This is a genomic window from Ensifer sp. 2TAB8 (assembly GCF_052115125.1).
Taxonomy (GTDB): Bacteria; Pseudomonadota; Alphaproteobacteria; order Rhizobiales; family Rhizobiaceae; genus Ensifer.
Genome location: NZ_JBFRGB010000001.1, coordinates 854,040 through 869,138, shown reverse-complemented (window position 1 = coordinate 869,138; position 15,099 = coordinate 854,040). Strand labels below are relative to the sequence as shown.

12 protein-coding genes are annotated in these 15,099 nt (G+C 64.1%); 9 read left to right on the top strand and 3 right to left on the bottom strand.

Annotated elements, in window-relative coordinates:
* Positions 1 to 16: 16 nt before the first annotated feature.
* The 3 genes from AB4Z53_RS04255 to AB4Z53_RS04245 form a co-directional block, all read right to left on the bottom strand.
* Positions 17 to 715: a B3/B4 domain-containing protein gene (locus AB4Z53_RS04255; RefSeq protein WP_441594862.1), complete on the bottom strand. Its 699-nt coding sequence runs from the start codon at positions 713 to 715 to the stop codon at positions 17 to 19.
* Between the two features lie 34 nt (positions 716 to 749).
* Positions 750 to 1,667, bottom strand: coding sequence for a DMT family transporter (locus AB4Z53_RS04250; protein WP_441594860.1), 918 nt, complete (start codon positions 1,665 to 1,667; stop codon positions 750 to 752).
* Positions 1,668 to 1,780: 113 nt separating this feature from the next.
* Positions 1,781 to 2,629 (bottom strand): AraC family transcriptional regulator, encoded by an 849-nt coding sequence (locus AB4Z53_RS04245; RefSeq protein ID WP_441594858.1) that lies wholly within the window; start codon positions 2,627 to 2,629, stop codon positions 1,781 to 1,783.
* Positions 2,630 to 2,805: 176 nt separating this feature from the next.
* On the opposite strand from AB4Z53_RS04245, the gene AB4Z53_RS04240 reads away from it, so the two are divergent.
* The 9 genes from AB4Z53_RS04240 (at position 2,806) to cysG (ending at position 15,084) form a co-directional block, all read left to right on the top strand.
* Positions 2,806 to 3,393 (top strand): ANTAR domain-containing response regulator, encoded by a 588-nt coding sequence (locus tag AB4Z53_RS04240; protein ID WP_113536687.1) that lies wholly within the window; start codon positions 2,806 to 2,808, stop codon positions 3,391 to 3,393.
* Between the two features lie 40 nt (positions 3,394 to 3,433).
* On the top strand, positions 3,434 to 4,735 hold the full coding sequence (locus tag AB4Z53_RS04235) for a CmpA/NrtA family ABC transporter substrate-binding protein (RefSeq protein WP_441594855.1): 1,302 nt from the start codon (positions 3,434 to 3,436) through the stop codon (positions 4,733 to 4,735).
* Positions 4,736 to 5,079: 344 nt separating this feature from the next.
* A complete protein-coding gene (locus AB4Z53_RS04230; RefSeq protein WP_441594853.1) occupies positions 5,080 to 6,372 on the top strand; it encodes a CmpA/NrtA family ABC transporter substrate-binding protein in 1,293 nt (430 codons plus the stop codon).
* Positions 6,373 to 6,436: 64 nt separating this feature from the next.
* A complete protein-coding gene (gene ntrB / locus AB4Z53_RS04225) occupies positions 6,437 to 7,330 on the top strand; it encodes a nitrate ABC transporter permease (protein WP_223726211.1) in 894 nt (297 codons plus the stop codon).
* Positions 7,331 to 7,344: 14 nt separating this feature from the next.
* A complete protein-coding gene (locus AB4Z53_RS04220; protein ID WP_113536683.1) occupies positions 7,345 to 8,145 on the top strand; it encodes an ABC transporter ATP-binding protein in 801 nt (266 codons plus the stop codon).
* Positions 8,146 to 8,150: 5 nt separating this feature from the next.
* Entirely contained in the window at positions 8,151 to 10,613 is a 2,463-nt protein-coding gene (gene nirB / locus AB4Z53_RS04215; RefSeq protein ID WP_113536777.1) for a nitrite reductase large subunit NirB, read from the top strand.
* Between the two features lie 4 nt (positions 10,614 to 10,617).
* Entirely contained in the window at positions 10,618 to 10,953 is a 336-nt protein-coding gene (gene nirD, locus AB4Z53_RS04210; protein ID WP_441594850.1) for a nitrite reductase small subunit NirD, read from the top strand.
* 2 nt (positions 10,954 to 10,955) lie between these two features.
* Positions 10,956 to 13,610, top strand: a complete 2,655-nt coding sequence (locus tag AB4Z53_RS04205) for a nitrate reductase (RefSeq protein WP_441594848.1) — start codon at positions 10,956 to 10,958, stop codon at positions 13,608 to 13,610.
* On the top strand, positions 13,582 to 15,084 hold the full coding sequence (gene cysG / locus AB4Z53_RS04200; protein ID WP_113536680.1) for a siroheme synthase CysG: 1,503 nt from the start codon (positions 13,582 to 13,584) through the stop codon (positions 15,082 to 15,084). Before AB4Z53_RS04205 ends, cysG begins: the two co-directional genes overlap by 29 nt.
* Positions 15,085 to 15,099: the final 15 nt, after the last annotated feature.

The window sequence follows — 15,099 nt, the reverse complement described above, 5'->3', positions numbered from 1 at the left end:
CATATCTGAATGCCCCCTAAATCGAAAAGTCGAAACGCGGCGACGAGCGATCGAGCATGGCCGTGCTCGGGCGAGCGCCCCAGGCTGCGGCGATCGCCTCCGAAAGCGTGACGATCAACCGCATGACATCTTCTTGTGCCGTCCCGTGCAGGGCTTCGGCAACGATCAGTGCATGCGTCGTTTGAGGTCGGATCGCCGAGTGGCCGCTCTGCCGATTGGTCCAGCGCCGGGCATGCGCCTGCCCTTCGTCATCTGCAAAGATCACTTCGCCGGGCTCCGGGTTTTCCGTCTCTCCTGAGAAGGTCAGATAGGTCTCGCTGCCGGCCRCCCGGCGGACGTGCAGAAAACCGCTGACGTGGGAGAGGTCGAAGACGGCGATCGGGATCGCGAAGGCGAGCGAGGTGGCGTTGCAGAGGTCAATCAACGGATGGATCGCCGGCAAGCTGCCTTCCTTCCGGAAGCGTCGGAGCAAGGCTTCAGAAGCCGAGCGATATTGCGTCGGCTTCAGCCCCATCCTGGCAAAGGTCCGGCGCCAGGCCTGGATTGCCGGCAGGTCGCTTTCCGAGGCCGTTTCCAGGCGGTCATTCGCGATCGCCTGGAAACGGTGAATATGGTCCTCGACCGAAACGTCGCCGCTTATGCCGCTGATGAAAAGCGTACCGGCGCTCAGCTCCGGGAAGTCGCGCCAGATATCGTCTGCGTGTTGGAAGTGCATGAGGAGCCCTCGAAATGGATGCATTTATTCTCGTTCAAGCCTCTCCGGCGGAAAAGCTGCGTGCGGTCCTTCGGCTGGCAATGATCTGGGGCACGGTCAGGCCGAGAACGGCGCCGAGCACGCAGCCGATCCCAAGCAGTTGATGGCTGCCAACCGGCTCTCCGAGCAACAGAAAGGCGAAGATCACCGCCGAGACCGGTGCCAGCGCCGTGAAAACGGAGGCCTCGGTGCCGCTCACTTTCGCCGATCCCGCATACCAGAGCACGAAGCCGGCAACGGTCGGGATGAGGGCATAATAGAGGACCGCAAGGATCGCGTTCTTGTCGATCGCGGCAGTTGCATGCGCCTCGAAGAGGGCGGGGATGAGAGCGACGACGAAGCCGAGGCCGGTCATCAGTGTCGAGAGCGCCAGGGGCGAGATCTCTGCCTTCACGCGCTTGTTGAGAAGGATGAACAAGCCCTCGCAGATGACGGCGCCGAAGATGAGCGCGATACCGAGCGGAGAATGGCCGCCGTCCTCGCCGGGCTTGAAGACGATGGTGAGCACGCCGACAGCGGCGAGCGCGATCGCCGCCAGCATCCGACGGTCGGGGCGTTCGCCGAGAATGAGGATGGCGATGGCGGCGGAAACCACCGGCAGGGTGCCGATCACTACGCCGGCATCGGTTGCCGGCGTCAGGCTCAGGCCGGCGATCAGCAGGGTGGTGTAGCCGACGCTACCGGCGCCTGCCTGCGCAAGAAGGATCAGCCAGTCGCGGCCTTTAAGTTTCGGCCATGACGTCCTGGTGAGCCACATCAACAGCAGGAAGAGCGGAAAGGCGATGGCGAAGCGCAGGGCTGTCGCGGTGAAGGGTGCAAGCCCGGCGGCAATGATCTTGCTGGCGATCACGGTGCTGCCGACGAGGATCATCGCCAGCGAAAGATAGAGATAGCCCTGGAATTTTTTCGACATGTCCGTTCTCCGTTGCAGCGCCGCGCCTGTCGCTGTGCAGCCGGTGCAGCCATGCGCCCGGGGAGGGGGCGGGTCTTGAACGGAATTGCGGGTGCTACTTCGATTCTGACAGCTTAGAGCGGGATGCGGGCGGAGAACCGCGCATACTTTTCCTCATCCCGCCTTGCCTCGGCATAAAGGCCCGGGGAGAGGCCATATTTGCTGACGAAGACGCGCGTCATGTGGCTCTGGTCGGCGAAGCCGGCGGCAAACGCAGCCTCCGCCAGCGGCGTGCCCTCGCCGATCAGGCGGCGAGCAAGATCGATGCGGCGCTGGACGATATAGGCATGCGGTGTCAGGCCGACCGCGCTGGCGAAGTTGCGCACCAGTTGAAACCGGCTCAGCCTTGCCTCGGTCGCGAGGTCGGCAAGGGTGATCGCAGCTGTCGGATCATCGTCGATCATCGTCTTTGCGGCGGTGACCGTTGCCGGTCTTTCCTGGTACTCCGGTCTGCCGGTGGCAAGAACGCTCGCAAGCAGCAGCAGAAGCCGCTCCTCGCGCCGGATCGCCTCGTTCTCTGTTGTCGGGTCTGTGATCGTTGCGAACAGCGCCCGGAACTGATTTGCCGCGTCCGCATCCTTGAAAGCCGGTGAGGCAAACTCGGCGGCATCCGAACGGCCCTGGCTGATATCCTTGGCGGCGGCAGCGATGACGGACGGATCGAAATAGAGCATGCGCCAGGAGCGACCGGCATCCCCGATCGGTGCGCCGTCATGCACCTCGCCGGGATTGACGGTGATCATGTCGCCGGCGCCGGCTTCCACCACGCCGCGGCCGCTGAGCGATTTCTGGGCGCCCTGGTAGATCAGGCCGATGCCGAACTGGTCGTGAGTGTGGCGGGCGAAGGAATGGCGCGATTCCGCCTCGACCGCGTCAATACCCGCGGTCGCGCTGCGCAGTATCCTGAACTGACCCTTTGCCATCCGCGCGCCGATCCTGTTGCTCGTCGTTCTTTTACATCGTCCGAGCGTCTCCCGCTATCGTCTCCGCCTCGCCCAATCAAACGGCGCTTCGCATAAATTTTGAGCATAGTATTGAAATGTCAAAACATTGTGCAAATCCTGTTGCGAAAAATGCTGCGCCGCATCATGATCGACGCATGACGCACCGGGACCTCACCATTCTCGTCATTGACGAGAACGCCATCCGCGCCTCGATTATCGAGGAGGGATTGCATGAGGCCGGCCACCGCAAGGTCACGGTCATTCATGAAGTCCAGGGCATGGCCCGCACCATCGAGACGCTTCGGCCCGATGTCATCGTCATCGATATCGAAAACCCCAACCGCGACATGATGGAGCATCTGTTTCAGCTCACCCGCACAGTTGGGCGGCCGATCGCCATGTTCGTCGACCGCTCCGATACGGCCTCGATCGAGGCGGCGGTCGAGGCGGGCGTCTCGGCCTATGTGGTCGACGGGCTGAAGAAGGAGCGCGTCAAGCCGATCCTCGACATGGCCGTCAGCCGCTTCAACGCCTTCAGCCGCCTGCAGCGCGAGCTCGCCGATGCGAAATCGGCGCTGGAAGAGCGCAAGGTGATCGAGCGCGCCAAGGGCATCCTGATGAAGATGCGCGGCCTCTCCGAGGATGAGGCTTTCGCGCTGCTGCGTCAGACGGCGATGAACGAAAAGAAGAAGATGTCGGATATCGCGCAAAGCGTGGTGACGGCCGCAGGGCTGCTGATGTGACGGTTGCGTCATGGTCGAGCCGTCGGAAGGAGACACCGGAGTGAACATCATGACGACCATCGATAATTCGCGACCCGGCGCGGCGATGGGCGAGGGCGTGCCCGCGCCGGTGAAGCTCGGCGGCGAAGGCACACGAACCATCCGCGCCGGCTTCATTCCGCTGGTCGACGCTTCCGTGCTGATCGTGGCGGCGGAGCTCGGCTTTGCCCGCAGGGAAGGGCTGACGCTCGATCTGGTCAAGGACGTTTCCTGGGCCAATGTGCGCGACCGGCTCGCCTTTCGTCAGTTCGATATCGCCCACATGCTTTCGCCGATGCCGGTGGCCGCCATGCTCGGCCTAGGTTCCAATCCCTCGCCGACGATCGCCCCTTTCTCGCTCGGGCGTGGCGGCAATGCGATCACGCTGTCCAACCGGCTCTTTGCGCGCATGCAGGAGGAGAGCGGTCTTGGCGAGGTTGGGGATGCGCTTGCCCATGCGCGCGCGCTCGCAGTGGTGCTTGCGCGCATGCGCCGGGACGGCGAGGCGGCACCAAGGCTCGGTGTCACCTATCCCTTCTCCTCGCACAATTACGAGGTCCGCTACTGGCTCGCGGCCGGCGGCATCGATCCCGACCGCGACGTCAAGCTCGTGGTGGTGCCGCCACCGCTGACCTCGGATGCGTTGGCTGCCGGCGCCATCGACGGTTTCTGCGTCGGCGCCCCCTGGAACATGGTGGCCTCCGAGCGTGGTCTTGGGCGCATTGTCGCTGCCAAGCAGGATATCTGGCCATCGGCGCCGGAAAAGGTGGTCGGCATGCGACCAGAATGGGCTGAGGGCAACGCCGAGACCGTATCGCGGCTGCTTGTGGCGCTCGACCAGGCGGCGCGCTGGTGCGATGTGCCTGACAATCGCGGCACGCTTGCCGAATTGCTTGCCACCCCCCGCTACATTGGCGCCCCGGTCGAAATCATCCGCAGGGTTCTCGCCGGCGAGTTCGCCATTGATGCGGCCGGCAACAGGCGCGTGATCGACGACTATTTCGTTTTCCATCGCGATCACGCCAACTATCCCCGTTCCGGTCAGGCACTCTGGATCTACAGCCAGATGGTGCGTTGGGGGCAGGTACGGCTGTCACCAGGCATGCAGGCGCTTGCGGCTGCCGCCTATCGCCCCGACATCTATCGCCAGGCACTCGGCACGGCGGCCGCTCCCGCCGATGCCGATATTCGTATCGAGGGTGACAGACCGGGCGAGCGCTTCATGGATGGCCACGTTTTCGATCCCGTTGATATCGAGGCCTATATCCGCTCTTTCCCCGTTCGCGCCTCGATGGCGCACGCTTCGGTCGAGCTGGAGAGCTGAGCATGGCGCACCATGTTTGTGCAGAGTCTCGACGCGGAATATGTGCACCGCACAATAATTCAGCAGGCTCTACAATAGGCGCATTTATGGGCGCCGCACTCGCATCCGAAAATTACGGTTTTAATTCAAGGCGCTAACTGTCGCGCCGACGAACTGGCACGGCCTTTGCTTTTCTTGAAATGCTTCGGTCAACGGCGATCGAAGCGAAATCAAACGCCAGATCGCGTTTGCCGAAGACACCGACGTCGCAAGGTTTTGTTCCCGAGGATTCCTCCCGATCCCGGACGCAATCACCGAGCGGCGTTTTTTTATGTCCGTTATCCGGCCAGCAGAGGAACCTGCGCATGACCAAGTTTTCGACCGGCGGTCTGACCCGCCGCAGCCTGCTGAAGACCACCGCGACCGCTGCACTGTTCGGCGCGGTCAAGACGGCCTTCCCATCCGGTGCCTTTGCGCAAGGCTCCGGGCCGGAAACCACCAAGGCGGTACTCGGCTTCATCGCGCTTACCGACTCGGCGCCGCTGATCATCGCCAAGGAGAAGGGGCTCTTCGACAAATACGGCATGACCGACGTCGAGGTGGTCAAGCAGGCCTCCTGGGGCACGACGCGTGACAACCTGGTGCTGGGCTCCGCCGGTTCCGGCATCGATGGCGCCCATATCCTGACGCCGATGCCCTATCTGATCTCGACCGGAAAGGTCACCCAGAACAACCAGCCGCTGCCGATGGCAATCCTCGCCCGCCTCAATCTCGATGCGCAGGCGATCTCGGTCGGCCAGGCATACGCCGATCTCAAGGTCGGGATCGACGCCTCGGCCCTCAAGGAAGCCTTCGCCAAAAAGAAGGCAGAAGGTGCTGCCGCCAAGATGGCGATGACCTTCCCCGGTGGAACCCATGATCTCTGGATCCGCTACTGGCTGGCCGCCGGCGGCATCGACCCGGATACGGACGTCGAAACCATCGTGGTGCCGCCGCCGCAGATGGTCGCCAACATGAAGGTCGGCACCATGGACTGTTTCTGCGTCGGCGAGCCCTGGAACGAACAGCTCGTCAACCAGAAGATCGGTTATACCGCCGTCAACACCGCCGAGATCTGGAACGAACATCCGGAAAAATCCTTCGCCATGCGGGCCGACTGGGTGGAGAAGAACCCGCGCGCCGCCAAGGCGCTCACCATGGCCATCCAGGAAGCGGCGCAATGGTGCGACGACATGGCCAACAAGGACGAGCTGGCGAAAATCGTCGGCAAGCGCAGCTGGTTCAACGTACCGCCGAAGGACATCGTCGATCGGCTCAAGGGTGAATACGACTACGGCAACGGCAAGGTCGTCGAACAGAGCCCGCACTTCATGAAGTTCTGGCGCGATCACGCGTCCTATCCCTTCCAGAGCCACGATAGCTGGTTCCTGACCGAGAACATCCGCTGGGGCAAGTTCGCCCCCGATACCGACGTCAACGCGCTCGTCGCCAAGGTCAACCGCGAAGACATCTGGCGCGAGGCCGCCAAGGATCTGGGGGTGACCGACGTGCCGGCATCCACTTCGCGCGGCGTCGAAAAGTTCTTCGACGGGAAGGTCTTCGATCCCGCCGATCCGCAGGCGTACCTGAAGAGCCTATCCATCTCGCGCGTCGCCTGACCATTGCGACGGTCGCGGCCAGTGCTTCGCGACCGTCCGTTTTCGAATTCCAAGGAGAACGGCCATGACCGTCACCAACCTCAAACTCAAGGACCAGTCGGCGCCGCGGCCTGCCGCGCGCGTGATCGCCTTGACCCACTCGGCAAAGCCTGGAAGCAGCCGTCCGTGGCTCGCACGGATCACCGCCGGTGCTGCCAACATTGCGCCGCTTATCGTCACCCTGTCGTTGATCCTCATCGCCTGGCAAATCCTCTGTTCGGCGCCCGATTCCAGCCTGCCGTCACCGACGCGCGTGATGGAAGAAAGCTGGGAGCTGATCGCCCATCCCTTCTATGTGGGCCAGGGTGTCGACCAGGGGCTCTTCTGGCACATCGCGGCAAGCCTGCAGCGCGTCGCGGTAGGATATGCACTCGCCGCCGTCGTCGGCATCGCGCTCGGCGCGCTGGTCGGCCAGAGCCAGCTTGCCATGCGCGGACTCGATCCGATCTTCCAGGTGCTGCGCACCGTGCCGCCGCTCGCCTGGCTGCCGCTGTCGCTTGCCGCCTTTCAGGACGGCAATCCCTCGGCGATCTTCGTGATCTTCATCACCGCTATCTGGCCGATCATCATCAACACCGCCGTCGGTATCCGCAACATCCCGCAGGACTACCAGAACGTCGCCAAGGTGCTGCGTCTCAACGCGTTCGAGTACTTCGCCAAGATCATGCTGCCGGCCGCAGCCCCCTACATCTTCACCGGCCTTCGTATCGGCATCGGTCTCTCCTGGCTCGCGATCGTTGCGGCCGAAATGCTGATCGGCGGCGTCGGCATCGGCTTCTTCATCTGGGACGCCTGGAACTCCTCGCTGATCAGCGACATCATCGTCGCGCTGATCTATGTCGGCATCGTCGGCTTCCTGCTCGATCGCCTCATTGCCCTCGTCGGCCGCGTCGTCACCCGCGGCACCGCAACCGCCTGAGAGAGGGGAAAGCCATGACCAAGAGCTATCTTTCGCTGGAACTGATCGACAAGAGCTTCGAGCGCGGCGGCACCCGCACCGAGGTGCTGAAACAGGTGTCGCTGTCGGTGGACAAGGGCGAGTTCATCTCGATCATCGGTCATTCCGGCTGCGGCAAGTCGACCTTGCTCAACATCGTTGCCGGCCTGACCCAGGCGACGACCGGCGTCGTACTGCTCGACGGCCGGGTTGCCGACGAGCCGGGGCCGGACCGTGCCGTCGTCTTCCAGAACCATTCGTTGCTGCCTTGGCTGACGGTCTACGAGAACGTCCGCCTCGGCGTCGACAAGGTCTTCCGCGCGACGAAAGCCAAGGCCGAGCGCCACGACTGGACGATGCGCAATCTCGAGCTGGTGCAGATGGCGCATGCGGCCGAGAAGCGCCCGTCGGAAATCTCCGGCGGCATGAAGCAGCGTGTCGGCATTGCCCGCGCGCTTGCCATGGAGCCGAAGGTGCTGCTGCTCGACGAGCCTTTCGGCGCGCTCGATGCGCTGACCCGCGCGCATCTTCAGGACCAGGTGATGCAGATCCATGCCGAACTCGGCAACACCGTGCTGATGATCACCCACGATGTTGACGAGGCGGTGCTGCTTTCCGATCGCATCGTCATGATGACCAACGGACCGTCGGCCCGCATCGGCGAAATCCTCGACGTGCCGCTCGCCCGTCCGCGCCGGCGCATCGAGCTTGCCGGCGACCGAACCTACCTCAAATGCCGCGAAGCCGTGCTCAAGTTTCTCTATGAGCGCCACCGCTTCGTCGAAGCTGCGGAGTGATCACCATGGCCGAACACACCCCCGAAAAGCTCGTGATCGTCGGCAACGGCATGGCGCCGGGCCGCATGCTGGAAGAACTGTTCGAGAAGGCGCCCGGCCGCTACGCGGTGACGATCTTCAACGCCGAGCCGCGCGTCAACTATGACCGCATCATGCTGTCGCCGGTGCTTTCGGGCGAGAAGGACTACGAACAGATCATCATCCATGGCGACGGCTGGTACATCAAGCATGGCATCACGCTGTACAAGGGTCACAAGATCGTTGCCATCGATCGAAACGCCAAGACCGTCACCTCCGACCATGGCGTGACGGAGAGCTATGACAAGCTGGTGATCGCAACCGGTTCGGTGCCCTTCATCATTCCAGTCCCGGGCAAGGATCTGCGCGGTGTCATCACCTATCGCGATCTCGACGATGTGCAGGCGATGCTTCTTGCGGCCCAGTCGCGCGAAAAGGCTGTCGTCATCGGTGGCGGTCTCCTCGGTCTTGAGGCCGCGGCCGGCCTCAGCGCCCGCGGCATGGACGTCACCGTCCTGCACGTCATGCCGACCCTGATGGAACGGCAGCTCGATCCGGCCGCCGGCTATCTCCTGCAAAGGGCTGTCGAGGAGCGCGGCATCAAGGTCATCACCAAGGCGAACACCAAGCGGATTGTCGGCGATGAGAAAGTCGAGGGCATCGAGCTCGACGACGGCCGTATCATCCCGGCGACCCTGGTCGTGATGGCGGTCGGCATCCGGCCGAATGTCGGCCTTGCCAAGGAGGCGGGGCTTGCCACCAATCGCGGCATCGTCGTCGACGCCGGCATGCTGACCTCCGACGGGGACATCATGGCGGTCGGTGAGTGCGCCGAGGTCGGCGGCATGGTCTATGGCCTTGTGGCACCGCTCTACGAGATGGCGCGGGTTGCGGCACGACACCTGGCTGGCGATCGCAGCGGCGCCTTCGTTCATTCCGATACGCCGACAAAGCTGAAGGTGACCGGCATCAACCTCTATTCGGTCGGTGACTTCGCCGACGGCGACGAACGCGAGGAAATCGTCCTTCGCGACGCCACCGCCGGCGTCTACAAGCGGCTGGTGCTCAAGGACAACCGCATCATCGGCACGGTGCTCTACGGAGAGACTGCTGATGGTGCATGGTTCAACGACCTGATGAAGCGTGGCACCGACATCACCGAAATGCGGGAAACACTGATCTTCGGCCAGGCCTATCAGGGGGGATCGCCCCTGGACCCTATGGCGGCCGTTGCAGCCTTGCCGGATGATGCGGAGATCTGCGGCTGCAACGGCGTCTGCAAGGGCAAGATCGTCGAGACGATTACCGGCAAGAGCCTGACCTCACTCGACGACGTGCGGGCTCATACCAAGGCGTCCGCCTCCTGCGGCTCCTGCACCGGTCTCGTCGAGCAACTGATGTCGCTGACGCTCGGCGAAAGCTACAATCCGGCGGCGGTCCAGCCGATGTGCACCTGCACCGAGTTCGGCCATGATGATGTCCGTCGGCTGATCAAGGCGAAGAGCCTGAAGACCATTCCGGCCGTGATGCAGGAGTTGGAGTGGAAGACCTCCTGCGGCTGCGCCAAGTGCCGGCCGGCGCTCAACTACTACCTCGTCTGCGACTGGCCGGACGAATATGCCGACGACTACCAGTCGCGCTTCATCAACGAGCGCGTCCACGCCAACATCCAGAAGGATGGCACCTACTCGGTGGTGCCGCGCATGTGGGGCGGCGTCACCAATTCCGGCGAACTGCGGGCGATCGCCGATGTCGTCGACAAGTTCGAGATCCCGCTGGTCAAGGTGACCGGCGGCCAGCGCATCGACCTGCTCGGCATCGAGAAGGAAGACCTGCCGGCCGTCTGGGCCGATCTCGGCAAGGCCGGCTTCGTTTCCGGCCAGGCCTATGCCAAGGGGCTGCGCACGGTGAAGACCTGCGTCGGCTCCGACTGGTGCCGCTTCGGCACCCAGGATTCGACCGGTCTCGGCATCCGCATCGAGAAGTTCATGTGGGGCTCGTGGACGCCCGCCAAGCTGAAGATGGCCGTCTCCGGCTGTCCGCGCAATTGCGCGGAGGCGACCTGCAAGGACATCGGCGTCATCTGCGTCGATAGCGGTTTCGAGATTCATTTCGCCGGTGCGGCCGGTCTCGACATCAAGGGCACGGAAGTTCTCGGGTTGGTGAAGACCGAGGATGAGGCGCTGGAGCACATCGTGGCGCTGACGCAGATGTACCGCGAGCAGGCCCGTTACCTCGAGCGTATCTACAAATGGGCAAAGCGCGTCGGCCTCGACGAGATCCGCCGCCAGATCATGGGCGATGCCGAGAAGCGCAAGGCCTATTTCGACCGCTTCGTCTTCAGCCAGAAATTCGCCCAGGTCGATCCCTGGTCGGAGCGCGTCTCCGGCAAGGACAAACACGAGTTCCGGCCGATGGCGACGGTCGGTTTTTCTGAAGCAGCGGAGTGAGGTGATGGACATGAACTGGCATCCGATCGGCAACATTTCCGACATTCCGCTGAGGGGCGCGCGCTGCGTGAAGACGCCTGAGGGCAAGATCGCGGTGTTCCGCACCGCCGAAAACGAGGTCTTCGCCATCGAGGATCATTGCCCGCACAAGGGCGGGCCGCTGTCGCAGGGCATCGTCCACGGCGCGGCGGTGACCTGCCCTCTGCACAATTGGGTGATTTCGCTCGAGACCGGCAAGGCGCTCGGGGCGGACGAGGGCGCGGTACGCACGATCCCGGTGCGCATCGACGGCGGCGCGCTCTTTATCGCGCTCGAAAGCCTGCTGATTGCGGCGGAATAGCCATGGAGCGGGAGGTCAAGACCACCTGTCCCTATTGCGGCGTCGGCTGCGGTGTGATCGCAACGGTTGCTGAAGATGGCGCCGTTGCCGTCCGCGGTGACACGGATCATCCCGCCAATCTCGGCCGGCTCTGCTCCAAGGGCTCGGCGCTGGCCGAGACCCTCGACCTCGACGGCCGGCTGCTGAATCCGGAAATCGGCGGCGAGCAGGCCGGCTGGGACGAGGCGCTCGATCTCGTCGCGGAGCGCTTTGCTCAGACGATTGCCGAACACGGGCCGGATGCGGTCGCCTTCTATGTCTCGGGCCAGTTGTTGACCGAAGACTATTACGTCGCCAACAAGCTGATGAAAGGCTTCATCGGGTCGGCCAACATCGACACCAATTCGCGGCTCTGCATGTCCTCGTCGGTTGCCGGCCACCGCCGCGCCTTCGGCTCGGACACGGTGCCGGGCTGCTACGAGGATCTGGAGCTCGCCGACCTCGTGGTGCTCGCCGGCTCCAATCTCGCCTGGTGTCACCCGGTGCTCTACCAGCGCCTTGCGGCCGCCAAGACGGCGCGACCGGACATGCGCGTGGTGGTGATCGATCCGCGCCGCACGATGACCGCCGATATCGCCGACCTGCATCTGGCGATCCGCCCCGATGGCGACGTGGCGCTGTTCAATGCACTCTTCGCGTATCTGGCGGCAAGTGCGGCCCTCGACTATGCCTATGTCGCCGCCAACACCAGCGGCTTTGCCGAAGCCCTTGCCACGGCCGCGATCGATGAAGCAGCACTGGTCCGGGCGACCGGCCTCGAACCGTCGGAAATCGCCGCCTTCTTCCGCCTGTTCGAAACGACGGAAAAAGTCGTCACCTGCTATAGCCAAGGCGTCAACCAGTCCTCTGTCGGCACCGACAAGGTCAACGCCATCATCAACTGTCATCTCGCCACCGGCCGCATCGGCCGGCCGGGCATGGGGCCGTTTTCGCTCACCGGCCAGCCCAATGCCATGGGTGGTCGCGAGGTCGGCGGCCTCGCCAACATGCTCGCCGCCCATATGGACATCGAGAAGGCCGGGCACCGCGATCAGGTGCGTCGCTTCTGGGGCGCGCCGTCAATCGCCGCAAAGCCGGGGCTGAAGGCCGTCGATATGTTCAGTGCCGTTGCCGATGGCCGCATCAAGGCGATCTGGATCATGGCGACCAATCCGGTCGTATCCATGCCGGATGCCGATGCCGTCGAGGCGGCGCTCGAGGCCTGTCCCTTCGTCGTCGTCTCCGATGTGCTCCGAGAAACCGACACCACCCGCCACGCCCATGTGCTGCTGCCCTCGCTCGGTTGGGGCGAAAAAGACGGCACGGTCACCAATTCCGAGCGCCGCATCTCGCGCCAACGCGGCTTTCTCACTGTCCCCGGCGAGGCGCGCGCCGACTGGTGGCAGCTTGCCGAAGTCGCCCGGCGCATGGGTTTCGAAGGTGCCTTCGCTTTTGCCACGCCCTCGGAAATCTTCGCCGAACATGCCGGTCTTTCGGCCTTCGAAAATGCCGGGCGGCGCGATTTCGATATCGGTGCGCATGCGAAGATCGACGCTCCCAACTATGATGCACTCGCTCCGTTCCAGTGGCCGCAGCCGCAGGGAGGGCCGAAGCGCGAGACACGCTTCTTTGCCGATGGTGGCTTTTTCCATGCGGATGGGCGCGCTCGTTTCGTGGCGGTGAAAAGCGCTGTGCCGGACCGTGTCAGCGAGGCCTTTCCCTTCACCTTGAACACCGGCCGCGTGCGCGACCACTGGCACACGATGACCCGTACCGGGAAAAGTGCGCGGCTCTCGGCTCATCTCGCCGAGCCTTTCGCCGAGATCCACCCGCGCGACGCGATGGGCCTCGGCATTGCCGCGGCCGACCTCGTCACGCTCGAAAGCCCGCATGGCTCGGCGATCGTCCGCACGCTGATCACCGAGCGCCAGGCGCGCGGCAATCTCTTCGTGCCGATGCACTGGAACGATCAGTTCGCGGCAAAGGCGCGCATCGACGCGCTGGTCCCACCAGTCACCGATCCGGTTTCGGGCCAGCCGGCTTCGAAAAATGCTGCCGTTGCGGTGCGCCGCTTTTGCGCCTCTGTCTACGGCTTCGCCGTCAGCGCGGCAAAACCCGCTGGCCTCGATCTCGGATACTGGGCCGTCGCCAAGGCAAGCGGCGGTTGGCGTCTGGAGCTTGCGACCGAAGTGGCGCCGGAGGATTGGGCCACCTGGTGCCGGAAGACCTTTCAGCTTGATCAGGATATCGAGCCGATCGGCTATGTGGACGGCCCCACCGGTCAGCGCCGCCTTGCCTTCTTCGACGGCGATCGCCTGCTGCTGGCACTCTTCCTGGCGCCGGAACCGGTCGCCGTTGCCCGCAACTGGGCCGTCGAGCAGCTGAGCGCCTCGCACGCGGATCTGCGCATGCGCTTCGCGCTCGTCGCCGGCCGACCCGGCGCCGACAGGCCCGACCCGGGGGCGACCGTTTGCTCCTGCTTCAATGTCGGCGTCAACCAGATCGTTGCTGCTGTGCGCGGCGGCTGCCGCTCGGTTGAAGCGGTCGGGCAGGGCGTGAGTGCCGGAACCAATTGCGGCTCCTGCCGCGCCGAAATCAGGGGGATCATCGATGGATGCCTTGCTGCCGCTGCGGAATGAAAAGCAATCGCGCGCCGAGCCGGCGCGTATGGCGGCACTCGCCAAGCTGCCGGTTTTCTGGTCGCTCGAAGGCAAGCGCGTCGTCGTCGCCGGCGGCGGCGATGCTGCGACGTGGAAAGCGGAGCTGCTGGCCGCCTGTGGCGCCGAGGTCCATGTCTACGCGCCCGTGGAAGAACTTGGCGACGTTTGCGCGGCGCTGCTCGAGAAGGGTGCCGCTCACCCGTCGGGTCGTTTCATTCACCACAACGAAGCCTGGAGGCCGGATACGCTTTCCGGTGCAGCACTCGCGGTTGCCGATTGCGACAGCGATGAGGAAGCGCAGGTCTTCTTCACGGCAGCCCAGCAGGCCGGTGTACCGGTCAACGTCATCGACAAGCCTGCCTTCTGCCAGTTCCAGTTCGGCTCGATCGTTAATCGCTCGCCGGTCGTCGTGTCGATCTCGACAGATGGCGCAGCGCCCATTCTCGCCCAGGCGATCCGTCGGCGTATCGAGACGTTGTTGCCGCCGGTGTTGAAGGACTGGGCGGCGCTGGCGCAGGCGTTGCGAGACAAGGTGAATACGCGGCTCAAGCCGGGCGCCCCGCGCCGCGCCTTCTGGGAACGTTTCGTCGATCTCGCTTTTCAGGCGACACCGGAGGAGGGTGTCGATACGCGGCTGGTGGCGGAAATGGAGCGCCTGTCGGCGAACCATGCCGCCACCGGCCGTGTGACGCTGGTCGGCGCCGGTCCCGGCGACAGCGAGTATCTGACGATGAAAGCCGTGCGGGCCCTGCAGGCGGCCGATGTCATCCTGTTCGACGATCTCGTTTCCAGCGAGGTTCTGGAACTCGCCCGCCGCGAAGCCAAGCGTATGCTGGTCGGCAAGCGCGGCGGGCGCGAGAGCTGCCGGCAGGAGGACATCAACGACATGATGGTGGCGCTGGCGCGCGCCGGCAAACGCGTCGTTCGGCTGAAGGCCGGCGATCCCATGATCTTCGGCCGTGCCGGCGAAGAAATCGCCCGTCTGGAGGACGAGGGCATTCCGGTTGATGTCGTGCCCGGCATCACGGCCGCGAGCGCGATGGCGGCGCGCCTTGGTGTGTCGCTGACCCATCGCGATCATGCGCAGGCGGTACGCTTCGTCACCGGCCATTCCCGCCATGGCGGCCTTCCCGCTGATATGGACTGGCGCGCCTTGGCTGACCCGAAGACCACGACGGTCTTCTACATGGGCGGTCGCACCGCACCGGCCATCGCCGCACGCCTTCGGGAGGAAGGGCTAGGCGGCGAGACTCCGGTCGTCATCTCGGCCAATGTCAGCCGCGACAATGAGCGGCGCTGGCAAGGTACCTTGCGCGACCTTGCAGCCGGCATCGCCGTGATCGGCTACGACGATCCGGTTCTGATCGGCATCGGTGCAGCTTTTGGCGTCAGGCGGGCGCCGATGGTTACTGTCCAGCCTGCGCCTTTTGCCGCAGGTTCGCTTGCAGGTTGAAACTTTCCCTCGTTC